We start from the raw sequence: 26,013 nt of genomic DNA, 5'->3' as shown, positions 1-26,013 counted from the left end.
CGCCAGGGCCGCCCCTGTCGCTTGCCGCCCGGCCCGGTTACACTTGGCGGCAAATGACTTTGATGTCCCAGGAGACTTCATGACCGTAACGCCAAACCCCACCTCCCACCGCGGCGAGACCGTCTTCATCGTCGACGACGATGAAGCCATGCGCGACTCGCTGACCTGGCTGCTGGAGGGCAATGGCTACCAGGTTCGCAGCTTTACCAGCGCCGAACAGTTCCTTTCCGCCTACGACTCGGGCCAGGTCTCCTGCCTGATCCTGGACGTGCGGATGCCGGGCATGAGCGGGCCCGAGCTGCAGGAACGCATGATCGCGGAAAACATCAATATCCCGATCGTCTTCATCACCGGCCACGGCGATGTGCCGATGGCAGTCTCCACCATGAAGAAGGGCGCAATCGACTTCATCGAAAAGCCGTTCGATGAGTCCGAACTGCGATCGCTGGTGGAGCGCATGCTGCAAAAGGCCCGCACCGACCATTCCGCCGCCCGCGAGCAGCGCGCCGCCAAGGACCTGCTGGGCAAGCTCACCACGCGCGAGCAGCAGGTGCTGGAGCGCATCGTGGCCGGCCGGCTGAACAAGCAGATTGCCGACGACCTGGGCATTTCCATCAAGACCGTGGAGGCGCACCGCGCCAACATCATGGAAAAGCTCAACGTCAACACCGTGGCCGACCTGCTTCGCCTGGCCCTGTCCAAAAACAGCTGAAGCAATAGCTGAAACAGCCTGGCCAGCACCGAAGCCCCCCGCCGAGCTTGCGGGGGGTGTCAGCTCAACGCCCTAAGTACTCCTCGTCGCGAAAGGTCACGACCCATTGCGGCTTGTAGACCACGAATACCGCCACCAGCATGCCCGTGAGAAAGGCTTCGCCAAACGCCAGGATCAGCACGGCGGTCAGCGTATCGGGTAGCGACAGCACGCCATCGCCCACGCTGTAGCTACGCCAGACCGCGCGCGCCGCCCCCGCGCCCAGGGCGGCCAGCCCGGCGGCAAAGTAGCCATGGCCGAGGATGAACACAAAGGGATGGCGCGGCAGCAGCCGGCGCATGGCCCCCTGCAGCGCGGCCGACAGCAAGGCCGGCAACAACCCCATCCAGACATAGCGCGGCCACGGCGCCGCCCAGTCCAGCCGGGCCCAGGTGTCGCCAGCCAGGTAGCCCAGCCCCAGGAACGACACCAGATCCACCACGAACAGCGACAGCAAGGCCAGCGGCAGCCCGAACAGGGTCACCATCAGGGTGGCGCCGAACAGCTGGATCGCCAGCCCGCCGGGCAACGTCGCGCGGACCGTCCATAGCAGCGCCAGCAACACCAGTGCGCCCAGCCAGCCATGCTGCAAATCGTCGCGCCTGAGCAGCTGCCAAGGCCGGCGGCTTAGCGCCCAGGCCATGGCGGCCAGGCTGAGCACGATGAGGACGGCATGCTCGGCCGCCGCGGCGGTGGCAAAAGGGGTCAGGGCATCCATGCAGCCATGCTACCAGCGCCCTACTCTCCTGCGCCCCGGGTTGCGTCAACCTTTATAATTCCGCTTTGACCACCTCCAGCTCTCCAGCGCCCATCCCCATGCCAGCCCAACTCATCGACGGCAACGCCCTTGCCAAGCAACTCCGTACCGAAGCCGCCCAGCGCGCCGCCCGCCTGACCGAACGCGGCCACCGGCCCGGCCTGGCCGTGGTCCTGGTGGGCGAAGACCCGGCAAGCCAGGTCTATGTGCGCAACAAGGTCAAGGCCTGCGACGACAATGGTTTTCATTCCTCGCTCGACCGCTACCCCGCCGACCTGTCCGAGGCCGACCTGCTGGCCCGCATCGACGCCCTGAACCGCGACCCGCACATCCACGGCATCCTGGTGCAGTTGCCGCTGCCCAAGCATATCGACAGCCACAAAGTGCTCGAAGCGATCGCCCCGGAAAAAGACGTGGACGGCTTCCACGTGGCCAATGCCGGTGCCCTGATGACCGGTGCCCCGCTGTTCCGCCCGTGCACGCCCTATGGCTGCATGAAAATGCTGGAATCGGTCGATTTCCCGCTGCGCGGCGCCCGCGCGGTGGTGGTCGGCGCCTCCAACATCGTCGGCAAGCCGATGGCGATGCTGCTGCTGCAGGCAGGCGCCACCGTCACCATCTGCAACAGCAAGACGCGCGACCTGGGCGCCCATACCCGCGACGCGGACGTGATCGTGGCCGCCGTGGGCCGGCGCAACATCATCACCACTGACATGGTCAAGCCCGGCGCAGCCGTGATCGACGTGGGCATGAACCGCGACGACAATGGCAAGCTGTGCGGCGATGTCGACTTCAACGGCGTCAAGGAAGTCGCCGGCTACATCACCCCTGTGCCGGGCGGCGTTGGCCCGATGACCATTACGATGCTGCTGATCAATACGCTGGAAGCCGCCGAGCGCGCGGCCGGCTGAACATCGTATCGGTCTGCCACGGACAGTGCCGACGCCGTGCGCGCCGGGTACTGCCTGGCACTGGAAATCCTGCCGCCCCGCCCCAATGTGCGGGGCATTGCCCTTACAGGCCCTGCCAAGAGAGACGTCATGGATCAAGCCGCCAACCAAGCCAACGCTGCAAATCACGCAAACGGCGACAATCCGCTGCTGGATTTCACCGACCTGCCGCGTTTCTCCGAGATCCGCCCCGAGCACATCGGCCCGGCGCTGGACGTGCTGCTGGCGACCGCGCAAGCCGCCGTCGACCGCGCCGAGGACCCGGCCACCGAAGCCACCTGGGCCAATGCCGTGCAAGCGCTGGAAGCCGCCACCGAGCCGCTGGGACGCGCCTGGGGCGTGGTGGGCCACCTGAGTGCGGTGGCGGATACGCCGCCCTTGCGCCAGGCGCATAGCGACAACCTGCCGCGCATGACCGAGTTCTGGTCGTCGCTGGGCCAGAGCCTGGCGCTCTATGACAAGTACAAGGCCATCGCCGCGAGCCCCGAATTCGCCACCATGAGCACGGCTCGGCGCCAATTGATGGAAAACGAGTTGCGCGGTTTCCGCCTGGGCGGCGCCGAACTGCCCGAAGACAAGAAGCCCCGCTTTGCCGCGATCCAGGAACAGCAGGCCCAGTTGTCCAAGGCCTTCTCCGACCACGTGCTCGATGCCACCAATGCCTACGCGCTGCTGATCGAGGACGAAAGCCGCCTGAGCGGCATCCCGGAAGACGCACTGGAGGCCGCGCGCCATGCCGCTGAAAAAGACGGCAAGCCGGGCTGGAAATTCACCCTGCACTTCCCCTCCTACTTCCCGGTGCTGCAATACGCGGACGACCGCGCGTTGCGCCAGACCATGTACGAGGCCAGCGTCACCCGCGCCTCGGAACTGGCCGAGCAGTACGGCCAGGGCAAGGCCGAGTGGGACAACACGGCCAATATGCGCGAGCAGCTCGCGCTGCGCCGCGAAGAAGCGCAGTTGCTCGGCTACGCCTCCTTCGGCGAGGTCTCGCTGGTGCCCAAGATGGCGCAATCCCCGGCCGAAGTGCTGCGCTTCCTGGACGAACTGGCCGCCAAGGCGCGTCCGTATGCCGAGAAGGACTGGGCAGAGCTCAAGGCATTCGCCGCAAGCGAGCTGGGCCTGAGCGACCTCTCGCCCTGGGACGTAGCCTACGCGTCGGAAAAGCTGCGCGAGCGGCGCTACGCCTTCTCCGAGCAGGAGGTAAAGCAATACTTCCCCGAGCCGCAGGTGCTCAAGGGCTTGTTCGGCGTGGTGGAGAAGCTGTTCTCGGTGCGCATCGAAGCCGACCAGGCCCAGACGTGGCACGAAGACGCGCGCTTCTTCCGCGTCGTTTCGCCCGAGGGCGAGCTGCTGGCGCAGTTCTACATCGACCTTTACGCCCGCGAAGGCAAGCGCGGCGGCGCGTGGATGGATGACGCCCGAGGCCGCAAGCTGCTGGATGGCGGCCGCGTGCAAACCCCGGTGGCCTACCTGACCTGCAACTTCACGGCGCCGGTGGGTGGCAAGCCCGCTGTCTTCACCCACGACGAAGTGATCACGCTGTTCCACGAGTTCGGCCACGGCCTGCACCATATGCTCACCCAGGTGGGCGAGCTGGGCGTGTCCGGCATCAATGGCGTGGAATGGGATGCCGTCGAGCTGCCCTCGCAGTTCATGGAGAACTTCTGCTGGGAGTACGAGGTGCTGGCCGACATGACCGCGCACGTCGACACCGGCGAGCCGCTGCCGCGCGAGCTGTTCGAGCGCATGCTGGCCGCGAAGAACTTCCAGAACGGCATGATGACGCTGCGCCAGATCGTGTTCTCGTCGTTCGACATGCACCTGCACACCAGCTTCGACCCCGCGGGCGAGAAGTCCGTGCTGGCGCTGTCCAGGGAGATCAACGATCGTGCCCATGTGGTGCCGCAGCACCCGCTGTCGCGCTGGCCGAACACCTTCAGCCATATCTTCGCCGGCGGCTATGCGGCGGGCTACTACAGCTACAAGTGGGCCGAAGTGCTGTCCGCCGACGTCTACGCGGCCTTCGAGGAAGCCGCGAAGCTCTCCGGCACCGTGCTCGACGCCGAGACCGGCGCACGCTACCGCAGGGAAATCCTGTCGGTGGGCGGCAGCCGACCAGCCATGGAATCGTTCACCGCGTTCCGCGGCCGCGCGCCGCAGATCGACGCACTGTTGCGGCACGGCGGCATGGCGGTGGCTTAACGCCGCACGTCGTCAATAGAAGAATAGAAAAGGTTAAGCGGCTCGGTCTGGGCCGCTTTTTTCATGGCGGCTCGCACGTGCAATGCAGGCGGTCGACAGCAACGCGCAGCCTGCGCTCACCGCAATCGCCACCGAGTAGCTGCCGTAGGCATCGAAGAGCCAGCCGGCCAGGCTGCCGCCCGCCATCGCCGCAATGCCCACCGCGACATACAGCGCACCCAGGATCGCCCCGAGGTTGGCCGTGCCGAACCATGTCGCGGCCAGCGCCGGGTACAAGGAAATGCAACCGCCGTTAGCCGCGCCAAACAGGACGGCAAACAGCGCCAGCGCCGGGAAGCTCGTGGCCTCAAGCCACACGCCGTTGAGCAGCGCGAGCATCAGCGTCAGGCACATGAGCAGCCGCCCTGGACCCAGCCTGTCGCCGAGCCCGCCCAGCAACAGGCGCCCCAGGATATTGCCGGCACCCACCAGCCCGATCAGCAGATTCCCGGCCGTGGACGACAAACCGTGCTGCCGCGCGTACGGATGGATATGGACCAGCGCAGCGAACAGGCCAACCGAGCCCAGCAGGATGGCGCCGAAGTACCACCAGAATCGCCCGCCGCGCACGGCTTGCGCCAGGCTGAGCCCGGTTGGCGGGGGCAAATGGGCTGCGCCAGGCGCCGCAGGCGCGCCATCGGGATACAGGCCGGCCTCTTCCGGGCGCCCCTTTAGCAGCGTTGCCATTGCCAACCCGACCACGGCGATGGCCAGCGCGAAGCAGCGCATTGTCGCCTGCCAGCTCATATGCTCCATCAGCAGGCCCGCCACCACCGGTCCGATGAACGTGCCAAGCCCGGTGCCCGCCAACGCAAGACCCGACGCCCGGCTGCGGTGCCTGACGAACCAGCGCTGCACCGCCGTCACCGCTGGCACGTAGACCAGGCCTACACCCAGGCCCACCAGCGAGCAGAAGGCGACCAGGAACCCCGCCAGCGAATCCGTGACGATGCTGGCGATGGCAAACCCCAGCGCCAGCGAGACAATGCCCATTGCAATGACCCGGCGGGTGGAGATCCGGTCGGCCAGGGACCCGGAGAATACGCCCACCACGTAGTAAATCAGCGCGGTAAACGAGAACACGGAAGCCGCCGACGAACTCCCCACCCCGAAGCCTTCCTGGATGCTCGCGAAAAATGCGCCAAACGAGTAGGCGGCGCCAAATATCAGCGCCAGCAGCACGTGTGTCGCGCCAACCACATACCAGCCCGGGAATATGTTCATCCCCGCGTTTGCCCTTGCGCTCACCTTTGCCATGTTGTCTCCGGTCACCCTCTCGCCTGTCCACACACGCCTCCAGCATCCTGGAATCGTCGATTGCGACACATATTCTTGTATATACAAGATAAGACAACAAATCAACGAGTCGGGATTACCCTGAGCAGGGCCAAACCCACAGCCAAAACCCGCCCCCTTTCTCCTGGCGCATGCCGGCCTTGAATTTGGAGAATCGCTGCCAATGGAAATTGGCTAGACAAGCGCGGTCAAGTAAACTGCGTGCCATGACCTACCTGCCACCCGCCGCCGCCTACGCGCACATCAAGAACTACCTGAAGGACGGACTCAGCGCCGGACGCTGGCCACCCGGCACGCTGATGCCATCGGAATCCGAGCTGGTCAGCCAGTTCCGCGTCAGCCGCATGACCGCCAACCGGGCGGTACGGGAACTGCAGGCCGAAGGCCTGGTGGAGCGCGTGCAGGGCGTTGGCACGTTCGCCACCCAGCCCTATCGCGCATCGTCCACGCTGACCATCCGCGACCTGCACGACGAGATCACTGAGCGGGGCCACCGCCACCGCTCCGACGTGCACATGGCGCGCGCCGAAGTCGTCACCGAGGCATTGGCGCCGCGCATCGGGCTGCCCGTCGGCAGCAAGGTCTTCCACACCTTGATCGTGCATAGCGAGAACGGCGTGCCGCTGCTGTGCGAGGATCGCTACGTCAACCCCGCCCGTGCGCCTGACTATCTCGACGTGGATTTCACCAAGACCACGCCCACCAATTACCTGCTGACCGTGGCACCGCTATGGGAGGCGCAATACTCCATCGAGGCGCAGTTGCCCACCGAGCAGGAGGCCGAGCTGCTGGGCGTCAAGCCAAGCGAGCCCTGCCTGATCGTGATCCGCCGCACCGAAAGCCAGGGCTCGCCGATCACGCTGGCGCGGCTGGTCCATCCGGGATCGCGCTACACCATCGAGGGCTCGTTCAAGCCATAGGGCCGCCCGGCCTGCTCCTGAAGGAAACACCATCCATGCCTGACATCGCCGCGCTTTGCCTGCGTGAAGTCGCCGACACCCATGTGCTGATCGAGCAATGGCTGTCGAACCCCGCTTGCCCCGAAGCCGTACTGGAGACGCTGCTGAAACGGTTTGGTCCGGACTTCAGCATGATCTCGCCAACCGGTGCGCGTATGGAGGCAGGCGGCTTTCCCGCGTTGTTCGCACGACTGCGCGGCGCCCGGCCCGGGCTGCAAATCAGGATTGATGAGTTGACGCTTTTGCATGAGGACGCGCGCTCGGCCACGGTCAGCTACCGGGAGACGCAGGCCTGGAGCGCGGGCGCCTCCGAGCGGCGTGCCTCGGCGCTGTTCGTGATAGGGAAAGATGCGCGTGTCACGTGGCGACACTTGCATGAGACCTGGGCCTGAGGGCGCCTGCCTCTGGAAGTGCCTGTGGCCCCGGCGGTCGTTCATAATGTGCGGGCAAACCAGGGGGACACCGGGACGAATTCCAGTGTCGCCCAGGCAACCGTCAATCAATAAGCCATTTGAACATGAGAATCGCAACCTGGAACGTCAACTCGCTCAAGGTCCGGCTACCGCAGGTACTGGACTGGTTGATCGAGCAGGAAAAGGCCGATACGCCGATCGATGCCCTGTGCCTGCAGGAGCTGAAGATGCCCGACGACAAGTACCCGCTGGCCGAACTGGAAAGCGCGGGCTTCCACAGTGTGTTCACCGGCCAGAAGACATACAACGGCGTGGCGATCCTGGCGCGCAACGCCACCATGGCGACGCCCACCGACGTGGTGCGCAATATCCCTGGCTTCGACGACCCCCAGCAGCGCGTGGTAGCGGCGACCTATGGCGACGTGCGCCTGGTGTGCGCGTACTTCCCCAACGGGCAGGCGCCGGACTCCGACAAGTTCACCTACAAGCTCGGCTGGCTGCAGGCAATCACCGCGTGGCTGCAGGAGGAAATGGTGAAGTACCCGAAGCTGGCGCTGCTGGGCGACTTCAATATCGCGCCCGAAGACCAGGATGTGCACGATCCCAAGAAGTGGGAAGGGCAGAATCTGGTGTCGCCGCCGGAGCGCGATGCGTTCCGGGCGCTGGAGGCACTTGGGCTGACCGACGCATTCCGCATGTTCGAGCAGCCGGAGAAGAGCTTCTCCTGGTGGGACTACCGCATGTTTGCGTTCCGCCGCAACGCCGGCCTGCGCATCGACCACATCCTGCTGTCGCCGGCCCTGCGCGAGGCGTGCAGCGCCTGCGTGATCGATCGCGTGCCGCGCACCTGGGAGCAGCCCTCGGACCACACGCCGGTGGTGGCCACGCTCGACCTGGGCTGAGGCGTTGCGCCAAGGCGCCGGCCACGAGGCCGGCGGCCGGCATATCCGGGTAGCCACCGGCTCGCGTCCGGGCGTCTGCACGGCTACACTTGCGGGCATGAAACCGGCTACCTTCCGCCACCGCAACCTCCCCCACCTGCTGCTGCAAGCCCGTGAAACGCTGATGGCGGGCTTCCGGCCCATCCTGCGTCAGCATGGCATGACCGAGCAGCAATGGCGCGTGGTGCGCACCCTCAACGAGCAAGGCGAGATGGAGCCTAACCAGCTCGCCGATGCCTGCCTGATCCTGAGCCCGAGCCTTACCCGCATGCTGTCGAGCATGGAGGAAGCTGGCCTGATCCTGCGCTCGCGCTCCACCACGGACCAGCGCCGCCAGTTGATCTCGCTGACCGACAAATGCCGTGCCCTGATCGCCGAGATGGAGCCGCTGATCGACCGCCGCTATGAGCAGCTCGAGCAGATGATCGGCGCAGAGCGGCTGGGCAAGGTCTATGGCGCGATCGACGAATTGCTGGTGAGCCTCAGCGAACGAGACCCGCAAGCATGACCGCTCCGGCTGTGCAGGGCACGACCGGCCGGATGCTCGGGCGCCTGTTGCCGGCATGGCGTCACAGCGTGAGCCGCGCCTCCTTGCGTGCGGACCTGGTTGCGGGCCTGCTTGGCGCGGTGCTGGTACTGCCGCAGGGCGTGGCCTTCGCCACGCTTGCCGGCTTGCCGCCGCAATACGGTATCTACGCGGCCGTGATTCCCTGCATCGTGGCGGCCTTGTTCGGTTCCAGCTGGCATGTGATGTCCGGCCCGACCAACGCCAACTCGCTGGCGCTGTTCGCCATGCTGAGCCCGGTGGCATTTGCCGGCAGTCCCGAATACATCAACCTGGCGCTCGCCGTCACCATCATGGTTGGCTTGCTGCAGCTTGCCGTGGGCACCTTGCGCCTTGGCACGCTGGCCAACTTCATCTCGCCCTCGGTGCTGCTTGGCTTCACCTGCGGCGCGGCGACGCTGATCGGCCTCTATGCGCTCAAGGACCTGTTTGGGCTGGCCGTGCCGACGGGCACGAGCGCCTTCGGCGTGGTGCGCTTTCTGCTGGACAACGCCGACGGCATCAACTGGAGCGCGTTCACGGTAGCGGCGATCACGCTGGCGGTGACCGTAGCGGTGAAGCGCGTCTCGCGCCGTCTGCCCTTCATGCTGATCGGCCTGCTGGCGGGTTATGGCGTCGCCCTGCTGCTCAATGCGCCGGGCTGGAGCGCGGGCGCGCACCACGTCAACGTGGTCGGGCCGATCCCGTCGGCCATCCCGCCCTTCCACCTGCCGAATATTTCCTGGCAGGCGATCCCAGACCTGCTTGGCATCGCCGCCGCGCTGACCATCGTGGCACTCGGCCAGTCGATCTCGATCGCCAAGGCGGTGGCGCTGCGCTCGGGCCAGCATATCGATGCCAACCGCGAGTTCATCGGGCAGGGCCTGTCGAACATCGCAGGTGGTTTGTTCTCCGCCTATATCTCCTGCGGCTCGCTGAACCGCTCCATGCCTAACTACGAGGCCGGCGCGCAGACGCCGCTGGCCAGCATTTTCTCGGCCTTGCTGCTGGTGGTGCTGGTCACGGCCAGCGCCTCGCTGCTGGCGCAGATCCCGCTGGCCTCCATCGCCGCGATGTTGCTGCTGGTGGCCTGGGGCCTGTTCGATTTCGGCCGGCTGCGCCGCATCGCCAGCCTGAGCCGCACGGAATTCGCCATCGCCATCAGCACCTTTGTCGCCACGCTGGCCATCCGCCTGGAGATGGCGGTCTTGCTCGGCACCATCCTGTCACTGGTGGCCTATCTCTATCGCACCTCGCGGCCGGCGGTGCGCAGCCTGGTGCCAGACGCCGACGACCCCGACCGGCGCTTTACGCCGCTCGACGAACTGCAGCGCCCGCAGCCGGAATGCCCCCAGCTCAAGCTGTTGCGCATGGAAGGCGCGATCTACTTCGGCGCGGTCCAGTACGTGACGGACCGCTTGCACGAGGCACGCAACGCCCATCCCGGCCAGATCCATCTGCTGGCCATGACCAAGAGCATGAACTTCATCGACCTGGCCGGCGCGGAGATGTGGGAAAGCGAACTGAGCGAGCGGCGCGCCACCGGCGGCGACCTGTATTTCCATCGTCCGCGCACGCAGGTGCTGCAGACGTGGGACCAGACCGGCTTCGCGCTGAAGCTGGGCGAGGGGCACATCTTTTCCACCAAGCGGCAGGCGCTGCACACCATCATTGCGCGCCTCGATCCAGCGGGCTGCGCGCAATGCCAGGCACGCATCTTCGAAGAATGTGCTAGCCGCCCTGGCGGGCCGGGCTACCCGGCAAAACCGGCTTGAGCGCGATCAACGTGATCGGCACAATCGGCGCGATCGGGAAGATCAGTGATGAGCGCGGGGAATGAAAAAGAGAAACGCCGGCGGGAAACCGGCGTCAGGCGGCGAGAAGCCGCAATGACCTGAAGCGGTAGCCCGGGATCGGACCGATGACCGGCCCGGACTGGAATCCGCTTCAGAGCGGCGCCACATGGGCGCGCTTGACTACCACTGGCTGGGCAGCGCCCTGCTCGATCAGCACCACCGCGGCACGCTCGATGGTTTCACGTCCAGCGCGGAACGCCTCTTCCAGCGACAACACCTGGTCGGCACTGAAGCCTTCCCACAGCGCTTCACGGGTCACCACGCAAGTGACTGGTTGGCCGTCGACAACGGCGTGAAATAGCAAGCCTTCATTATTGATATCGTAACGCTCTTGCTCTTGGAACTTGATATCCATCGGTACAGCCCTCCATTGCAAGTGAAGAATCATCCTAACATGGGTCGGCCCGACTCGTCCGCAAAGGCCTACGCCCCGCTCACCCCAAGCAAGACTGCCGAAACCCCGGGTGAGTTCCCACGGCGTGAGTGCCTGACTTCGGTGCAAGGAGAAGGAACAAGGCTGCCCGGGCATTGCACGTACGACGGCGAAATCGCACACGGCATTTCCAGAGCACCCTCATGCAGGAAAAATTACGCAGGGTGTTTGACAAACTCAAAAACCATGATACAATCTTTTTCTTCGTTGGGGCGTTAGCTCAGTTGGTAGAGCAGCGGACTCTTAATCCGTAGGTCGAGTGTTCGAGTCACTCACGCCCCACCAGCGAATTCTAAAAGCCGGAAGCAGCAATGCTTCCGGCTTTTTCCATTGGCGCTCCACATCTGTCACCGCCCTTGCTACGGCCCCGGCGATTCATCCATTCATCCCTCGAAAAACACGCACAAAAAAAAGCCCGCGATCGATGGCGGGCTGGGGAAGGGTCAGGGGCGTTCAGGGAACGACCCGGGGCCTAGTGTGAATACATTACAGATATGCCGCGACCCCTCTCCAGAGGGGTCGCACGCGCGGCACATTCCATTGTTGCCTCAACCCTGCCTGGCGCGCTCGAACAGTTCACGCGCGAGCCCGCGATGCTGCGCAAGGACGCGCGGCAACTCCACCGTCTGCAACTCGCCATCGCGCACCACCACCTTGCCGTTGATCACGCTGGTGGCGACATTGCCCGGCGTGCAGAACACCAGCGCCGCCACCGGGTCGTGGCCTGCGCCGGCGTAGCCCACCTGCGCCATGTCGAAGGACACGAAATCGGCCGACATGCCAGGCGCCAGCGCGCCAATATCGTCGCGGCCCAGCACGCGCGCGCCGCCCAGCGTGGCGATCTCCAGCGCCTCGCGCGCGCTCATGGCGGCGGGCCCGTAGCCCACGCGCTGCAGCAGCATGGCCTGGCGCACCTCCCCCAGCATATGCGCGCCATCGTTCGACGCGCTGCCATCCACGCCCAGCCCGACCGGCACGCCGGCATCGCGCATTGTGCGCACCGGCGCAATGCCTGACGCCAGGCGCATATTCGAGCAAGGGCAATGGGCAACGCCGGTGCCCGTGCGGGCGAACAGCGCAATGCCTTCATCATCGAGCTTGACGCAGTGGGCATGCCACACGTCGGGGCCGACCCAGCCGAGTTCTTCGGCGTACTGGGCCGGCGTGAGGCCGAACTTCTCGCGCGAGTAGGCGATGTCGTTATCGTTCTCGGCCAGGTGGGTGTGCATCGACACGCCATAGTTGCGCGCCAGCAGCGCCGATTCGCGCATCAGGTCGCGCGAGACGGAGAACGGCGAACACGGCGCCACCACCACCCGCAGCATCGCGTGGCGCGAAGCATCGTGGTACTGCTCGATCAGTCGCTGGCTGTCCTTCAGGATGGCGTGCTCCTCCTCCACCACCGAATCGGGCGGCAGGCCACCCTTGCTGCGGCCCACGCTCATCGATCCGCGCGCGGCGTGAAAGCGCATGCCCATTGCCGCCGCGGCTTCAATGGAATCGTCCAGGCGCGAGCCATTGGGATACAGGTACAGGTGATCGCTGGTGGTGGTGCAGCCGGACAGCATCAACTCGGCCATCGCGGTACGGGTCGACACGTCGATCATTTCCGGCGTCAGGTGCGACCACAACATATAGAGGTTGGTAAGCCAGGTGAACAGCTCGGCGTCCTGCGCCGCCGGTACGGCGCGGGTCAGGCTCTGGTACATGTGGTGGTGCGTGTTGACCAGCCCGGGGATCACCACCTTGCCGCGCATATCGATCACCTCGGCACCGCCCTCGCCGATCAGACGGCGGTATTGCGGCGGCAGCTCGGCGGTGGCGCCCACCCATTCGATCACCGGGCCTTGCGCCACCAGTGCGCCACCCGGGATTTCGCGGCGTTGCGCATCCATGGTCACCAGGATGTCGGCATTGATAAGGATGAGGGGCATGGCGGGATCTTCAGGTTGGTGGCGAAAATACCCGGCACGTCATGCGGCCAGGCCCACACAGTCTAAGACGCCGGCAGGCCTTGGCAAAGCATCGATTTCCACCGACGGTGTGCACAAAAACAGCACAGCCAGGTGCAACTCCGCTAGCGCACGCCAGCAAACAACGCCACCAGGCCCTCGCCAATCCGCTCGGCCATCAGTTCCGCCGCGGCGCTCAGCGGATTGCGCGCACGCGCAACCAGCCGCAGTGTCTGGCACGGCAGCTGGCCATCGCGCAGCGGCACCCAGGCCAGCGCCCCGCGCTCCCGCTCCTCCAGCACGTCGAGCGGATTCAGGAAGGCGATGCCGGCGCCAAGCATGACCAGGCGGCGCATCAGCGCGGTCGAAGTGGTCTCGGTGACCGGCGACACCGCGACCGCGGCTCGCGCGAAGGCCTCATCGAGGATGGCGCGAATCGACATCGACGGCGCGGGCAGGATCAGCGGACAGGCCAGGCACTCGCTGAGCAGCGTCGACGGCTGCGCGGCCAGCGCATGCCCGGGCGCCACCACCGCGCCGATATGCCAGTCGTTGCTGGCCAGGATGCGGAAGGCGGCGATATCGGGAAGATCGTAGGCAAGACCGAGATCGGCATCGCCGCGCTCGACAGCGCTGACAATGTCGGCCACGGGCAGATCCAGCAGGCGCACGAGTATGCCCGGGTACTGCTGGCGAAAGGCATGCACCAGCGACGGCATCAGCGAGCCGGCGAGGCCGGCCGTGGTCGCCACGGTGACTTCACCCTGGCGCACGCCCTTCACGGCTTCGATTCGGCTGCGCAGCAATTCGTGCTCGCGCAGCGTCTGGCGCACGTGCGCCAGCACCATCTCGCCTAGCGGGGTCAGGCGCAGGCGTTTGTTGATGCGCTCGAACAACGGCGCGCCCAGCTCCGCCTCCAGGTCCAGGATCTGCCGGTTGATCGCGCTCGGCGCCACGTGCAGATGCAGCGCGGCCTGGCGGATCGATCCGCGGCTGACCACCTCGTCGAGGTAGCGCAGGACTCTGGCATGCATGACGGGCTCCGGACTCGGGCGTTGGATTCAGCGCGGCAGCGACATTGCGCGCCTGGGAAGACGAGCGCATTGTAGCCGCTGGCCAGGCGCACGAAATCCGAGTTGCGCTGACAGCCATTTCAGGCGGCATGGAGTACGCTGGCATCAGGTGCCGGCCGATGGCGACCGGCCCACCTCGATATCCTGTCAGCGCCCGGCGCTCCGACTTCCATGGCCACGAAAACAAGCAGCAAGAAGCCCGTCACGAAGCGCGGCGCAAAGCATGGCGGCGAACCCCGCCCGCCCGGCCCAGCAAAACGCCAGGAAGCGCTGATGCGGTGCCGGAACCTGAAGATGGCGCGCTCCGCCCACGCGTACGTGCGCGGCAACACGCGCAAGTACTACGAATGGCTGGAGGCCAAGCAACCGCACACCCTGCCCGAGGGCCCGGCGATCTGGATCTGCGGCGACTGTCATGCGGGCAACCTTGGTCCGATCGCCGATATCCAGGGCCGCGTCGACATCCAGATCCGCGATCTTGACCAGACCGTGATCGGCAACCCGGCGCACGACCTGATCCGCCTCGCGCTGTCGCTGGCCACCGCAGCGCGCGGCTCGGACCTGCCCGGCGTGATCACCGCGCGCATGCTGGAAAGCCTGGTGCTGGGCTACGAGAGCGCTTTCGATAATCCCGATGCCGCGGCAGGCCTGACTTCACGCCGGCCTGCCGCGGTACGTACCGTGATGCGCCTGGCCCTGGGGCGCAGATGGAAGCATCTCGCCCATGAACGGCTGCAGGACACCACGCCCTCCATTCCACTCGGCAAACGGTTCTGGCGCCTCGCCGCGGACGAGCGGCGCGCAATCGGTGCCCTCTTCGAGCGGCGCGAGATCGCCCACCTCGCCACGCTGCTGACCTCCCGCGACGACGGCGCGCGCGTGGAGGTAATGGACGCCGCTTACTGGGTCAAGGGCTGCAGCTCGCTGGGACGATTGCGTTTCGCCGTATTGCTGTCCGTTGGCAGCAATGACAGCCCCAGTCCCGAAATCTGCCTGATCGATATCAAAGAAGCGGTGAACGCTGCGGCGCCGGGCTACCCCAAGGTGAACATGCCGCGCGGCAATGGCGAGCGGGTCGTGGAAGGCGCCCGCCATCTCTCGCCGGCACTGGGCGATCGCATTCTTTCCGCGCAGCTGCTCGACAAAGCAGTCTTCATCCGCGAGTTGCTGCCGCAGGACCTGAAGCTGGAGATCGAGACGCTGTCACAGGAAGAAGCCAGCCGCGTAGCGAGGTACCTGGGTGAGGTGGTCGGCAACGCCCACGCGCGCCAGATGGACCTGGCCACCCAGCGCAGCTGGCTGGGCGAGCTGGCGCGCAATCGCTCCAAGCAGCTGGATGCGCCGTCCTGGCTATGGACCAGCGTGCTGGACCTGATCGCCAGCCATGAGGTCGGCTACCTCGAACACTGCCGCAAATTCGCGCTTGGGCCGGAGGCACATATCTAAAAACAAATTGCAAAACAGCTATTGCAAAGTCAAAAATCGTCATCTACAATCTTGGACTTCGTTGGGGCGTTAGCTCAGTTGGTAGAGCAGCGGACTCTTAATCCGTAGGTCGAGTGTTCGAGTCACTCACGCCCCACCAGCGAATTCTAAAAGCCGGAAGCAGCAATGCTTCCGGCTTTTTCCATTGGCGCGCCAAACCCCGCCGGATCTCTCCAGGGGGCGCGGCAACCTTGGGCCACCCTTCCCACGCAGCGACGCATACGCGGGTTGATACCAATTCCGCCAGCTACGCTTTCACGGTTGAATTGCGCCTGGAGCACAATGCGGAACATGGTTCCGCATCACGGAACCCATCCGACATCTCCAGCGTCCCGCGGCAAGCAGGAACGAGGGCAACAGCGCGACGCAGATCGCCGTGCCCCACCCCCCGCGCCCGCCCGGGCCGTCATTAGACCTAGAACCCTCGGGAGCCTCTCTTGAAAGCAGTATTGAATGTCGGCAGCGCAGCTTGCCTGGCCCTTCTTGGCCTGTGCCACAGCGCCTTTGCACAAACCTACCCGACCAAGCCAATCCGCCTGATCGTGCCGTTCGCCGCGGGTGGCACCACGGACATCGTGGGCCGCGCGGTGGCCGACGGCATCGGCCGTGAGCTTGGCCAGGTCGTGGTGGTGGAAAACCGCGGCGGTGGCGGCGGCGCAATCGGCGCCGACGCGCTGGCCAAATCCGCGCCCGATGGCTACACGCTGGGCGTTGCGACGGTCAGCACCATGGCGACCAACCCCGCCACCAATGCCCGCAACCCCTACGATCCGATCAAGGACTTCGCGCCCATTACCAATCTGGTCAATGTGCCGAACGTGCTCACGATCAACCCCAAGGTGCCGGCCAAGAACCTGCAGGAGTTCATCGCGCTGGTCAAGGCCAACCCCGGCAAGTACAGCTATGCGTCGGCAGGCAAAGGCAGCATCTCCCACCTCGACGGCGAACTGTTCAAGTTCCTGACCAAGACCGACATGGTCCACATTCCCTACCGTGGATCGGGCCCCGCCCTGAACGACACGCTGGCAGGCCAGGTCAGCGGCCAGTTCGACAACCTGCCCTCGTCCATGCCGCACATCCAGGCCGGCAAGCTGCGCGCCCTCGCGGTGGCGGCGCCCAAGCGCGTGGACGGCTTGCCCGATGTGCCGACCTTTGCCGAAGCCGGCATGAAGGACATGAACAACATGGCCTGGTACGGCCTGGTGGCACCTGCCGGCACGCCTGCCGCGATCATCGCCAAGGTGCATGACGCTGCCGTGAAGACCTTGCAGGACCCGAACGTGAAACGCCGCCTGGCGGAAAGCGGCGCCTACCCTGACGGCAACACGCCGCAGCAATACGCCGCGCAGATCAAGCGCGAGTTGGATATGCGCAAGAAGATCGCACGCGACCAGAACATTACCCTCGAGTAACCGGTAACCGGTAACGTCGCAACGGCCCGGCTGCCTTGCAGCCGGGCCTTGCCAGGGCTCGCGCCTTCGGCAATCCCGCCTCGCCCCTCCCTTTCCGCCTCCCCTGAAAACAACGCTTGCCTTGATCTGGCGCATAGCCGGCCAGGCCAATAAGCGGTTCAATACAGTGGGAAGAAAGATTAACTTCGCAGGGTCATCCCAAGTCGGTAGAGTCACCCTGGTCTGACGACCATATTTGCGGCCATGCCCCCTGCCCGTGGCCATTGCTCTCGAACTACCCAAGCTTTACTCACGAGGATGAAAATGCGCAACAAGACCGTACCCGCCCTGATCATCGCCGCCCTCACCGCCTTTGGCGGCGTGCAACTGGCGCACGCCCAGAAGAACTACACCGATGGCGGCGACCTTTATGGCGGCGCCCATACCAACAAGACGGACCCGAACAAGAGCGCCGCCAAGTCCGGCAAGTTCGATCCGTACACGGATGGCGCGAAGAAATCGACCAAGTCGAACCTGAACGCTTCCGGCACCAAGAAGAAGGCCGACCCCTACACGGACGGGGCAAAGGCCGGCAAGCCCGATCCATACACGGACGGCGCAAAGGCCGGCAAGTTCGATCCGTACACGGACGGCGCCAAGGCCAAGCAGTAAGCCGCGGCGGAAGCGGCAGGCGGCAGGCGGCAGGCAACAAGCAGGCCGTCTCGCCGGAAGGTGCGCCAGCGCACCTTCCGGGCTGCAGGGAACAGGCAAGATCAGCCAACGGGATCGCCACGGCAATGCCAAACGCCCGCTTGAAACGCCATCTGAGCCAGATGGCGCCGCATGTGGAAATGTGAGAGATATCCGAGAATGGATCCGGAAGGCTGCCTACAGCGTGAACCGTAGCGCAGCCTTACCCTTTCGCGATCCCGGACCTCTCCCTTTCGGAGACCATCATGCTAGACCTGCTGCTCCTAATGGCTTCTTCCCTGGTGCTGGCCGTGCTCATCTTCAAGGGATAAGGGATACCGAACAAGGGATGAAGGCCGCAAAGCAACAAGGAAGGCCCAAGCGCAAGCCGCTTCAGGCTGCGGCCAGGGCCGCCTTCGTGCCGCCCATCGTGCCTTCCTCGCGCAAGCGCACGTGCCAGGCCAGCGCCTCCTCGATGAGGTGCGGCGTATGCCCGCCGCGGCGCGTGGCGCGCGTCACGTAATCACGCAGCAACTCCCGATACAACGGATCCGCGCAGTTAGCGATGATCTGCTGCGCGCGCTCGCGCGGCGCCAGGCCGCGCAGATCGGCCAGGCCATGCTCGGTCACAATGATGTCGACATCATGCTCGGTGTGATCCACGTGGGACACCATCGGCACGATGCTGGAGATGGCGCCGGCCTTTGCCATCGACTTGGTGACGAACACCGACAAATGCGCATTGCGCGCGAAGTCTCCCGACCCGCCGATGCCGTTCATCATGTGCGTGCCGCCCACGTGCGTGGAGTTCACGTTGCCGTAGATATCGCACTCCAGCGCCGTGTTGATGGTGATCAGCCCGAGCCGGCGCAGTAACTCCGGATGGTTGCTGATCTCCTGCGGGCGCAGGATCACGCGCGCTTTGTATCGCTCCAGGTCTGCCAGGAAGCGCGCGTAGACGGCGCTGGTCAACGTCACCGATGACGCAGAGGCAAAGCGCAGCCGCCCGGCGTCCAGCAACTCGATCGTGCTGTCCTGAAGCACCTCCGAATACATCGTGAGATCGCGGAACGGGGAATCGACCAGGCCATGCAGCACGGCGTTGGCGATCGTGCCGATGCCGGCCTGCAGCGGCTGCAGCGAAGGCGCCAGCCGGCCTGAGCGCACTTCATGCGACAGGAAATCGTTCAGGTGCCCGGCGATCTGGCGCGTTTCCTGGTCGGGCGGCAACGCATTGGATGGGCTATCGTCCTTTTGCGTGATCACGATGGCGGCGATCTTCGCGGGGTCCACCGGAATAAAAGGCAAGCCGATGCGCTGATCCACCGAGACCAGCGGAATGGGCTGGCGATGTGGCCGCGCCGTCGGCAGGTAGATGTCGTGCAGGCCTTCGAGGCCGGCCGGCATGCTGAGGTTGATCTCGACGATCACCTTCTGCGCCAGCATCGCGAAGCTCGCGGAGTTGCCGACCGAAGTCGACGGCACGATGCCGCCGGATTCGGTGATCGCGACCGCCTCCACCACCGCCACGTCTACCGGCGCGATCTGGCGCCCGCGCAGTTGCTCCACGGTTTCCGACAGGTGCTGGTCGATGAACATCACCTCGCCCGCGTTGATCTTGCGCCGCAAGGTGGCATCCACCTGGAACGGCAGGCGCCGCGCCAGTACATTGGCCTCGGCCAGCATCTTGTCGGTGTCGTTGCCCAGCGAAGCGCCAGTCATCAGCGTGATGCGCAGCGGCTCGTGCGCCGCGCGCCTGGCCAGCGCTTGCGGCACCGCCTTGCAGTCGCCGGCGCGGGTGAAGCCGCTCATGCCTACGGTCATGCCGTCCCGGATCATCGCCGCCGCGGCCTCGGCCGGCATGACCTTGTCGAGCAGGCTGGCCAGCCGGATACGTTCCTTGTACATCTTATGTCTCCATGATGCCCGTCCCGGCCAGAAAGGCCGCGCCGCGCGCCGCGGCAAGGCCAGGTGCCCAGCTCGGCTCGCGCTTCCTACCGGCGGGTAAGGCGCAGACAGGCAGTGTAGCCACGCCAGGCACATTCCTGCGGCGATATAAAATCATGAAAACCAGTCGTAAATCTCATACATCGCAACGTCCGCGCCAGCCCGGAGCGGGCCAGGCCAGCCCGCGCACATTGTGCGCGGTGCCGCCCTTTATGCTCTACAGTAGTTAGCACGGTCATGCTGCCAGGAAGCAGGCAACACACGACGCGCGTCGCGCGGTGCCTGTGCCGGCAACGGACTGCCAAAACAGCCGTCTGGGGGAGACACCATGCTGGCGGAAAGCGAAGCGCGACAGGCCCAGTTGCTGGCCGACCTGATGCAGTTCGCCCAGGGCCGCCTGCCCGGCGACATGTTCGTCCAGGCCGAGCCATTCCTGCGGCACTACTACGACCTGGCCGACGCCGAAGACCTGCTCAAGCGCAACGTGGCCGATCTCTATGGCGCGGTCATGGCGCACTGGCAGACCGCCCAGCGCTTTGTCCCGGGCAATGCGCGGCTGCGCGTCTACAACCCCAACCTCGAGCAGCACGGCTGGCACTCCGACCACTCGGTGGTGGAGATCGTCAATGACGACATGCCGTTCCTGGTGGACTCCGTCACCATGGAGATCAACCGGCTGGGGCTGGCCCTGCATTCCGCGATCCACCCGGTCTTCCGGGTCTGGCGCAACGCGGACGGTACCATCGCCAAGGTGGGCCTGGGTGGCGAGGGCGACACCACCGCGGGCGAGCCCGCCGGCGGTCCCCGGCTCGAATCCTTCATCCATTTCGAAGTGGACCGCTGCGGTGACACCGCCACGCAGGAGGCCTTGCGCAACGGCATTGCCCGCGTGCTGGGCGACGTGCGCGCCGCGGTGCAGGACTGGCCGGCAATGACCGCCATCACCCGCGCCACCATCGACACGCTGGCGCAGGGCCCGGATGGCAACCAGCCCGATACACAGGAAGCCTGCGCCTTCCTGCAGTGGATGCTGGACGAGCATTTCACTTTCCTCGGCCAGCGCGACTATGAACTGGTCGTCCAGGACGACCGCTACTACCTGCGCGGCGTGCCCGGCTCCGGCACCGGCATCCTGAGCGAACGCCTGCACCCTCCCGAGGAGGAGACACTGACCGAGCTGCCCGCGGCGGCCACTTCGGTCATCGAAGACAGGTCGCCGATCTTCGTGACCAAAGCCAATTCGCGCTCCACCGTGCACCGGCCCGGCTACCTGGACTACGTCGGCATCAAGCTGACGGACGCCAACGGCAAGCTCTTTGGCGAGCGGCGCTTCGTGGGCCTCTACACGTCCACCACCTACATGATGTCGTGCGAGGACATCCCGCTGGTGCGGCGCAAATTCGGCAACATCCTGGCGCGCGCGGGCTTCCTGACCAAGGGTCATCTCTACAAGTCGCTGGTGACCATCATCGAGCAATACCCGCGCGACGAACTGTTCCAGGCCGAGGAAGACGAACTGTTCCACATCACGCTGGGCATCCTGCGCCTGCAGGAGCATCAGCGCATCCGCCTGTTCGTGCGGCGCGACCGCTTCGACCGCTTCGTCTCCTGCCTGGTGTTCGTGCCGCGCGACAAGTACAACACGGATCTGCGCCAGCGCATCCAGAAGCTGCTGATGACCGCTTTTTGCGGCAACGGCTGCGAGTTCACGCCGCAACTCTCCGAGTCGCCGCTCGCGCGCATCCAGCTGATCGTGCGCGGCGAGCCTGGCACCATGCCTGAGGTCAACCCGGACGAGCTGGAAGAGCGCATTGTGCAAGCCGCCCGCCGCTGGCAGGACGACCTTGCCGCCGCCCTGCTCGACAGCACCGGCGAGGAGCAAGGCAACCGGCTGCTGCGCCGCTACGGCGACTCCTTCCCGGCCGGCTACCGCGAGGACTACCCGGCCCGCATCGCCGTGCGCGACATCGAGCTGATGGAGGCGGCACAGGCCACCGGCGGCATCGCCATGAACCTGTACCGTCCCATCGAAGCCGCGCCCGGCGCATTCCGCTTCAAGGTCTATCGCGCCCGCGAGCCGATCGCGCTGTCGCTCAGCCTGCCGATGCTGGAGCACCTTGGCGTGCGCGTGGACGAAGAGCGTCCCTACCTGATCGAGCCCAACGGCGCGGCACCGGTGTGGGTCCATGATTTCGGACTGGAAATGGCCGATGGGGTTGCGGCCGGCATCGACCTTGGCGCCGATATCGCGCGCATCAAGGCGCTGTTCGAGGACGCCTTCGCGCGCGCCTGGAGCGGCGAGATCGAGAACGACGACTTCAACCGCCTGGTGCTGCGCGCCGAGCTCGCCGCGCGCGATGTGACCATCCTGCGCGCCTATGCCCGCTACCTTCGCCAGGTCGGGTCGACCTTCAGCGATGCCTATATCGAGCGGGCGCTGACCGGCAACCCGGCTATCGCCTCGCGCTTCGTGGAACTGTTCGTCGCGCGCTTCGACCCCGCCACGGAAAGCGCCCGCGCCGCGCGCTGCGAGCGCCTGCAGCAAGCCATCGGCACGGAGCTGGACCAAGTGCCCAACCTTGATGAAGACCGCATCCTGCGCCTGTTCCTGGGCGTGATCAACGCCACGGTGCGCACCAACTATTTCCGCCACGGCCCCGACGGCGGGCCGCGCCCTTACCTGTCGTTCAAGTTCAACCCCGCGCTGGTGCCCGGCCTGCCCGAGCCGCGCCCGATGTTCGAGATCTGGGTCTACTCCCCGCGCGTGGAAGGCGTGCACCTGCGCGGCGGCCCGGTGGCGCGTGGCGGCCTGCGCTGGTCCGACCGGCGCGAGGATTTCCGCACCGAGGTGCTGGGGCTGATGAAGGCCCAGATGGTGAAGAACACGGTGATCGTGCCGGTGGGCAGCAAGGGTGGGTTCGTGGTCAAGCGCCCGCCGCCAGCGAACGACCGCGACGCCTTCCTGCAGGAAGGCATTGCCTGCTACCAGACCTTCCTGCGTGGCCTGCTTGATGTCACCGACAACCGCGTCGCCGGCACCTTGGTGCCGCCGCCGGAGGTGGTGCGTGAAGACGGCGACGACCCCTATCTGGTGGTCGCCGCCGACAAGGGCACGGCCAGCTTCTCCGACTACGCCAACGCGATCTCCGCCGAGTACGGCTTCTGGCTCAGCGATGCGTTTGCCTCGGGCGGCTCGGTCGGCTATGACCACAAGAAGATGGCCATCACGGCGCGCGGCGCCTGGGAGTCGGTCAAGCGCCATTTCCGCGAGATGGGCGTCGACATCCAGTCCACGGACTTCACCGTCGCCGGCATCGGCGACATGTCGGGCGACGTGTTCGGCAACGGCATGCTGCTGTCACCCCATATCAAGCTGGTGGCCGCGTTCGACCATCGCCATATTTTCCTCGACCCCAACCCCGACCCCGCCGCCAGCTTGCGCGAGCGCCAGCGCATGTTCGAGTTGCCGCGCTCGAGCTGGGCCGACTATGACATGAGCCTGGTCTCCGCCGGCGGCGGGCTGTTTGCGCGCACCGCCAAGACCATCGCGATCACGCCGGAGGTGCAGGCGAGCCTTGGCATCAGCGCGACCGTGCTCTCGCCCGCCGAACTGGTCCACGCGATCCTCCTGGCACCGGTCGACCTGCTCTATAACGGCGGCATCGGCACCTATGTCAAATCCAGCCGCGAGAGCCATCTGCAAGTGGGCGATCGCGCCAACGACGCGGTGCGCGTCAACGGCGCCGAGCTGCGCTGCAAGGTGGTGGGCGAAGGCGGCAACCTTGGCTTCACGCAACTTGGCCGCATCGAGTTCGCGCGCAATGGCGGGCGCATCAACACCGATGCGATCGACAACTCTGCCGGCGTCGATTGCTCCGACCATGAGGTCAATATCAAGATCCTCCTGGGACTGGTGGTGGCGGATGGCGAAATGACCGAGAAGCAACGCAACAAGCTGCTCGCGGAAATGACTGACGAAGTCGGCTTGCTCGTGCTCGAGGACAACTACTACCAAAGCCAGGCGCTGTCGGTTGCCGGGCGCAACGCCGCGGCGCTGCTCGATGCGGAGGGCCGGCTGATCCGGTGGCTTGAGCGCGCCGGCCGCCTCAAGCGCGCGTTGGAATTCCTCCCGACCGAGGACGAACTGGGTGAGCGCAAGGCCGCCGGGCAGGGCCTCACCTCGCCCGAACGCGCGGTGCTGCTGGCCTACAGCAAGATGTGGCTGTACGACGAGTTGCTCACATCCGCGCTGCCGGAGGACCCGCTGGTGGCCGGCCTCCTGCCCGCCTATTTCCCGCAGCCGCTGCGCGAGCGGCACGCCGACACCATGCTGCGCCATCCGCTGCGCCGGGAGATCCTGGCCACGCACCTCACCAACACGCTGGTCAACCGCATCGGCGCCACCTTTGTCCACCGCATGCAGGAAGAAACCGATGCGCGGCCCGCGGACATCGTACGCGCCTGCCTGATTGCGCGCGACGTGTTCGGCCTGGATCCGCTCTGGCTGCGCATCGACGCGCTGGACAACCAGGTCGACGATGCCGTTCAGGCGCGCATGTTCGTCGCCGTGGGACGGCTGCTGGACCATGCCAGCCTGTGGTTCCTGCGGCATCCACACGCGGGCGGCCCCACCGATGGCGACAGCGCGCGCTACGCCGAAGCCGCGGCCTGGCTCACGCCACAGCTACCCGCACTGTTGGCCGGGCCAGAGGCCACCGCGTTGGCGCAATGGCGGCAGGACCTGAGCCAGTCCGGCGTGGACGATGAACTGGCCCTGCGCGTGGCTGCGGGGGAAATCTCCGCGGCAGCACTGGATATCGCCGATGTGGCAGCGGCCACGCAGCGCAGCCTGGCGCTGGTGGCGGGCGTCTATTTCGCGCTCGATACGGAGTTCAGTTTTAGCTGGCTGCGCGAACGCGCCCTGGCGTTGCCAGCCGACAGCCATTGGGACCTGCTGGCGCGCACCACGACGCTCGAAGACCTCGACCGCCTCAAGCGCGCGCTCACGGTCAGCGTGCTGGCGCAGCCACAGGAACTGGATACGCCGGCAAAACTGATCGAGGCATGGCGCGGCGGGCGCCAGGCACAGATCGAACGCTTCTCGCGCATGCTGGCGGATCAGCGCGCATCGGGCGCGGCCGGCTTGTCGATGCTGTCGGTGGCGGTACGGGAAATCGGCTTGCTGGAACGCAGCCAGCAAGCCGGGTAGACGCAGGCGCGGCCGATTGGCGACAATGGGGGCCTTAGCCAGCGCGCTTGCACCGGACCCCCGATGAACAAACCCGTCAAAGCCGCGATTGCTGCGGCGATCGTCGTCGCTGCCACCAGCTACGCCAGCCCCTACTGGGCGCTCTACCAGATGCGCTCCGCCATCGAGACGCGCGATGCCGACAAGTTCTCCCGCTATGTCGACTATCCGGCCCTGCGGGAAAGCCTGAAGGCGCAGCTGACGTTGTCCCTGCAGAAAAAGCTCGGCACGCCCGCCTTGCAGAACACGCCCTTTGCCGGCATCGGGCAGGCAATCGGCGTAGCGGTCATCAACACCATGATCGACACCATGGTGTCGCCGGCCGGCGTCATGGCGCTCATGGCCGGCGAGAAGCCCGCCACGGCGCCACAGCCAGCCCCCCCCGCGCGCCCAGCCCCCGCACCCGCGGAAAACAACGGCGAACCAGCCGGGCACGCCAAGGAGGAAGCCGCCAAGGACGCGCTGAAATACAGTTTGTCCTATCGGGCGCTGAACACCGTGGAAGCCTCGGCCACCAAGGACAATGGCGAGCGCATTCTCATTGGCCTGACGCGCCAAGGCATATGGACGTGGAAATGGAGCAGCATCGTGCTGCCGGAGCTTTCCAAGCCTTAGGCCATATTTAGCCTAAGGTCTCTTTTGGACCTTGGACCCGTTTTGGACCTTAGGCTTTGATACCAGGATTCACCGGCCCCATTTCGCCTCGAGCAGCACCGCCGCCTTGATGGCATCGATGGTCTCCTCTTCGGTCTTGAAATCGCCCAGCAGCCGCTTGGACTTGCCGCTGAGCACTGCGGCCTGGAGCGCCTTGCCGGATGCCTCCGACGTACCCGGACTCCAGCAATAGCGCGCCGTCCATGTGCCATCCTGCAACCGCTCGGCTACCCAGATGACGCGAAAATCCTCGAACACTACCCCGAAAGGCTCGTCTTCGTTCATTGCAACCTCCACAACACGCGATCGCTCCCCTCGAACACCACGGCCGTGCGCGCGCGTGCCGTGTCAGCAACATCGCCCGGCCGGGATCGGCATCTGTCCGGGCGATACGTCGCCGTCAGGGCGGCGATCTGGTTGATCGCGAGA

20 protein-coding genes and 2 tRNA genes are annotated in these 26,013 nt (G+C 65.7%); 15 read left to right on the top strand and 7 right to left on the bottom strand.

The annotated features are described in order from the left end of the window. The first annotated feature begins 79 nt into the window (after positions 1-79). Complete coding sequence (locus tag A9975_RS04310; RefSeq protein WP_006155997.1) at positions 80-712, top strand: response regulator transcription factor; 633 nt, start codon at positions 80-82, stop codon at positions 710-712. A gap of 64 nt (positions 713-776) precedes the next feature. Here A9975_RS04310 and A9975_RS04305 read toward each other — a convergent pair whose 3' ends face one another. After that, positions 777-1,469 carry a hypothetical protein gene (locus A9975_RS04305; RefSeq protein WP_183031540.1) on the bottom strand — a complete coding sequence of 231 codons (693 nt, stop codon included), beginning with the start codon at positions 1,467-1,469 and terminating at the stop codon, positions 777-779. 98 nt (positions 1,470-1,567) lie between these two features. Between A9975_RS04305 and folD the strand changes: the two genes are divergently transcribed. Next, positions 1,568-2,419, top strand: a complete 852-nt coding sequence (folD, locus tag A9975_RS04300) for a bifunctional methylenetetrahydrofolate dehydrogenase/methenyltetrahydrofolate cyclohydrolase FolD (protein WP_183031539.1) — start codon at positions 1,568-1,570, stop codon at positions 2,417-2,419. A 129-nt stretch (positions 2,420-2,548) separates the two neighbouring features. Then, positions 2,549-4,663, top strand: coding sequence for a M3 family metallopeptidase (locus A9975_RS04295; RefSeq protein ID WP_183031538.1), 2,115 nt, complete (start codon positions 2,549-2,551; stop codon positions 4,661-4,663). Between the two features lie 33 nt (positions 4,664-4,696). Here A9975_RS04295 and A9975_RS04290 read toward each other — a convergent pair whose 3' ends face one another. Beyond that, complete coding sequence (locus tag A9975_RS04290; RefSeq protein WP_183031537.1) at positions 4,697-5,926, bottom strand: MFS transporter; 1,230 nt, start codon at positions 5,924-5,926, stop codon at positions 4,697-4,699. Between the two features lie 278 nt (positions 5,927-6,204). Here A9975_RS04290 and hutC point away from each other — a divergent pair, with 278 nt between their 5' ends. The 5 genes from hutC (at position 6,205) to A9975_RS04265 (ending at position 10,630) form a co-directional block, all read left to right on the top strand. Beyond that, positions 6,205-6,918 carry a histidine utilization repressor gene (hutC, locus tag A9975_RS04285; RefSeq protein ID WP_183031536.1) on the top strand — a complete coding sequence of 238 codons (714 nt, stop codon included), beginning with the start codon at positions 6,205-6,207 and terminating at the stop codon, positions 6,916-6,918. A gap of 35 nt (positions 6,919-6,953) precedes the next feature. Further along, positions 6,954-7,349, top strand: a complete 396-nt coding sequence (locus A9975_RS04280; protein ID WP_183031535.1) for a hypothetical protein — start codon at positions 6,954-6,956, stop codon at positions 7,347-7,349. A gap of 125 nt (positions 7,350-7,474) precedes the next feature. Next, positions 7,475-8,272 carry an exodeoxyribonuclease III gene (gene xth / locus A9975_RS04275; protein WP_183031534.1) on the top strand — a complete coding sequence of 266 codons (798 nt, stop codon included), beginning with the start codon at positions 7,475-7,477 and terminating at the stop codon, positions 8,270-8,272. Positions 8,273-8,369: 97 nt separating this feature from the next. Further along, positions 8,370-8,819 (top strand): homoprotocatechuate degradation operon regulator HpaR, encoded by a 450-nt coding sequence (gene hpaR / locus A9975_RS04270; RefSeq protein WP_150993045.1) that lies wholly within the window; start codon positions 8,370-8,372, stop codon positions 8,817-8,819. Continuing rightward, positions 8,816-10,630, top strand: a complete 1,815-nt coding sequence (locus tag A9975_RS04265; protein ID WP_370563863.1) for a SulP family inorganic anion transporter — start codon at positions 8,816-8,818, stop codon at positions 10,628-10,630. Before hpaR ends, A9975_RS04265 begins: the two co-directional genes overlap by 4 nt. A 172-nt stretch (positions 10,631-10,802) precedes the next feature. Here the strand turns inward: A9975_RS04265 and A9975_RS04260 are convergent, their stop codons facing one another. Further along, entirely contained in the window at positions 10,803-11,066 is a 264-nt protein-coding gene (locus A9975_RS04260; RefSeq protein WP_006159541.1) for a DUF1488 domain-containing protein, read from the bottom strand. 287 nt (positions 11,067-11,353) lie between these two features. Here A9975_RS04260 and A9975_RS04255 point away from each other — a divergent pair. Beyond that, positions 11,354-11,429 (top strand) — tRNA-Lys (locus A9975_RS04255). 263 nt (positions 11,430-11,692) lie between these two features. On the opposite strand, the gene A9975_RS04250 is transcribed toward A9975_RS04255, so the two are convergent. Beyond that, complete coding sequence (locus A9975_RS04250; RefSeq protein ID WP_183031533.1) at positions 11,693-13,078, bottom strand: 8-oxoguanine deaminase; 1,386 nt, start codon at positions 13,076-13,078, stop codon at positions 11,693-11,695. A gap of 143 nt (positions 13,079-13,221) precedes the next feature. Beyond that, positions 13,222-14,130, bottom strand: a complete 909-nt coding sequence (locus A9975_RS04245; protein WP_183031532.1) for a LysR substrate-binding domain-containing protein — start codon at positions 14,128-14,130, stop codon at positions 13,222-13,224. A 210-nt stretch (positions 14,131-14,340) separates the two neighbouring features. Between A9975_RS04245 and A9975_RS04240 the strand changes: the two genes are divergently transcribed. The 4 genes from A9975_RS04240 (at position 14,341) to A9975_RS04225 (ending at position 17,717) form a co-directional block, all read left to right on the top strand. After that, on the top strand, positions 14,341-15,615 hold the full coding sequence (locus A9975_RS04240) for a DUF2252 family protein (protein ID WP_183031531.1): 1,275 nt from the start codon (positions 14,341-14,343) through the stop codon (positions 15,613-15,615). Between the two features lie 63 nt (positions 15,616-15,678). Next, positions 15,679-15,754: transfer RNA gene (locus tag A9975_RS04235), tRNA-Lys, on the top strand. A 337-nt stretch (positions 15,755-16,091) separates the two neighbouring features. Beyond that, a complete protein-coding gene (locus tag A9975_RS04230; RefSeq protein WP_183031530.1) occupies positions 16,092-17,066 on the top strand; it encodes a tripartite tricarboxylate transporter substrate binding protein BugE in 975 nt (324 codons plus the stop codon). A gap of 303 nt (positions 17,067-17,369) precedes the next feature. Next, positions 17,370-17,717 carry a hypothetical protein gene (locus A9975_RS04225; protein WP_174422737.1) on the top strand — a complete coding sequence of 116 codons (348 nt, stop codon included), beginning with the start codon at positions 17,370-17,372 and terminating at the stop codon, positions 17,715-17,717. A gap of 411 nt (positions 17,718-18,128) precedes the next feature. Here the strand turns inward: A9975_RS04225 and A9975_RS04220 are convergent, their stop codons facing one another. Beyond that, positions 18,129-19,643, bottom strand: a complete 1,515-nt coding sequence (locus A9975_RS04220; protein WP_183031529.1) for an acetyl-CoA hydrolase/transferase family protein — start codon at positions 19,641-19,643, stop codon at positions 18,129-18,131. A gap of 367 nt (positions 19,644-20,010) precedes the next feature. Here A9975_RS04220 and A9975_RS04215 point away from each other — a divergent pair, with 367 nt between their 5' ends. Together A9975_RS04215 and A9975_RS04210 are read left to right on the top strand one after the other, a co-directional pair. Then, on the top strand, positions 20,011-24,891 hold the full coding sequence (locus A9975_RS04215; protein WP_183031528.1) for an NAD-glutamate dehydrogenase: 4,881 nt from the start codon (positions 20,011-20,013) through the stop codon (positions 24,889-24,891). 63 nt (positions 24,892-24,954) lie between these two features. Further along, complete coding sequence (locus tag A9975_RS04210) at positions 24,955-25,545, top strand: DUF2939 domain-containing protein (RefSeq protein WP_183031527.1); 591 nt, start codon at positions 24,955-24,957, stop codon at positions 25,543-25,545. 69 nt (positions 25,546-25,614) lie between these two features. On the opposite strand, the gene A9975_RS04205 is transcribed toward A9975_RS04210, so the two are convergent. Further along, positions 25,615-25,869 carry a hypothetical protein gene (locus A9975_RS04205; protein ID WP_183031526.1) on the bottom strand — a complete coding sequence of 85 codons (255 nt, stop codon included), beginning with the start codon at positions 25,867-25,869 and terminating at the stop codon, positions 25,615-25,617. Positions 25,870-26,013: the final 144 nt, after the last annotated feature.

Source organism: Cupriavidus sp. UME77 (assembly GCF_014170355.1).
Classification (GTDB): Bacteria; Pseudomonadota; Gammaproteobacteria; order Burkholderiales; family Burkholderiaceae; genus Cupriavidus; species Cupriavidus basilensis.
This window is presented reverse-complemented; position numbering and strand designations above follow the sequence as displayed.

Excerpts from the sequence above, each read along its gene's own strand:
- A9975_RS04310 (WP_006155997.1), top strand. The coding sequence starts at position 80 with ATGACCGTAACGCCAAACCCCACCTCCCACCGCGGCGAGACCGTCTTC.
- A9975_RS04305 (WP_183031540.1), bottom strand. The coding sequence starts at position 1,469 with ATGGATGCCCTGACCCCTTTTGCCACCGCCGCGGCGGCCGAGCATGCC.
- folD (WP_183031539.1), top strand. The coding sequence starts at position 1,568 with ATGCCAGCCCAACTCATCGACGGCAACGCCCTTGCCAAGCAACTCCGT.
- A9975_RS04295 (WP_183031538.1), top strand. The coding sequence starts at position 2,549 with ATGGATCAAGCCGCCAACCAAGCCAACGCTGCAAATCACGCAAACGGC.
- A9975_RS04290 (WP_183031537.1), bottom strand. The coding sequence starts at position 5,926 with ATGAACATATTCCCGGGCTGGTATGTGGTTGGCGCGACACACGTGCTG.
- hutC (WP_183031536.1), top strand. The coding sequence starts at position 6,205 with ATGACCTACCTGCCACCCGCCGCCGCCTACGCGCACATCAAGAACTAC.
- A9975_RS04280 (WP_183031535.1), top strand. The coding sequence starts at position 6,954 with ATGCCTGACATCGCCGCGCTTTGCCTGCGTGAAGTCGCCGACACCCAT.
- xth (WP_183031534.1), top strand. The coding sequence starts at position 7,475 with ATGAGAATCGCAACCTGGAACGTCAACTCGCTCAAGGTCCGGCTACCG.
- hpaR (WP_150993045.1), top strand. The coding sequence starts at position 8,370 with ATGAAACCGGCTACCTTCCGCCACCGCAACCTCCCCCACCTGCTGCTG.
- A9975_RS04265 (WP_370563863.1), top strand. The coding sequence starts at position 8,816 with ATGACCGCTCCGGCTGTGCAGGGCACGACCGGCCGGATGCTCGGGCGC.
- A9975_RS04260 (WP_006159541.1), bottom strand. The coding sequence starts at position 11,066 with ATGGATATCAAGTTCCAAGAGCAAGAGCGTTACGATATCAATAATGAA.
- A9975_RS04250 (WP_183031533.1), bottom strand. The coding sequence starts at position 13,078 with ATGCCCCTCATCCTTATCAATGCCGACATCCTGGTGACCATGGATGCG.
- A9975_RS04245 (WP_183031532.1), bottom strand. The coding sequence starts at position 14,130 with ATGCATGCCAGAGTCCTGCGCTACCTCGACGAGGTGGTCAGCCGCGGA.
- A9975_RS04240 (WP_183031531.1), top strand. The coding sequence starts at position 14,341 with ATGGCCACGAAAACAAGCAGCAAGAAGCCCGTCACGAAGCGCGGCGCA.
- A9975_RS04225 (WP_174422737.1), top strand. The coding sequence starts at position 17,370 with ATGCGCAACAAGACCGTACCCGCCCTGATCATCGCCGCCCTCACCGCC.
- A9975_RS04220 (WP_183031529.1), bottom strand. The coding sequence starts at position 19,643 with ATGTACAAGGAACGTATCCGGCTGGCCAGCCTGCTCGACAAGGTCATG.
- A9975_RS04215 (WP_183031528.1), top strand. The coding sequence starts at position 20,011 with ATGCTGGCGGAAAGCGAAGCGCGACAGGCCCAGTTGCTGGCCGACCTG.
- A9975_RS04210 (WP_183031527.1), top strand. The coding sequence starts at position 24,955 with ATGAACAAACCCGTCAAAGCCGCGATTGCTGCGGCGATCGTCGTCGCT.
- A9975_RS04205 (WP_183031526.1), bottom strand. The coding sequence starts at position 25,869 with ATGAACGAAGACGAGCCTTTCGGGGTAGTGTTCGAGGATTTTCGCGTC.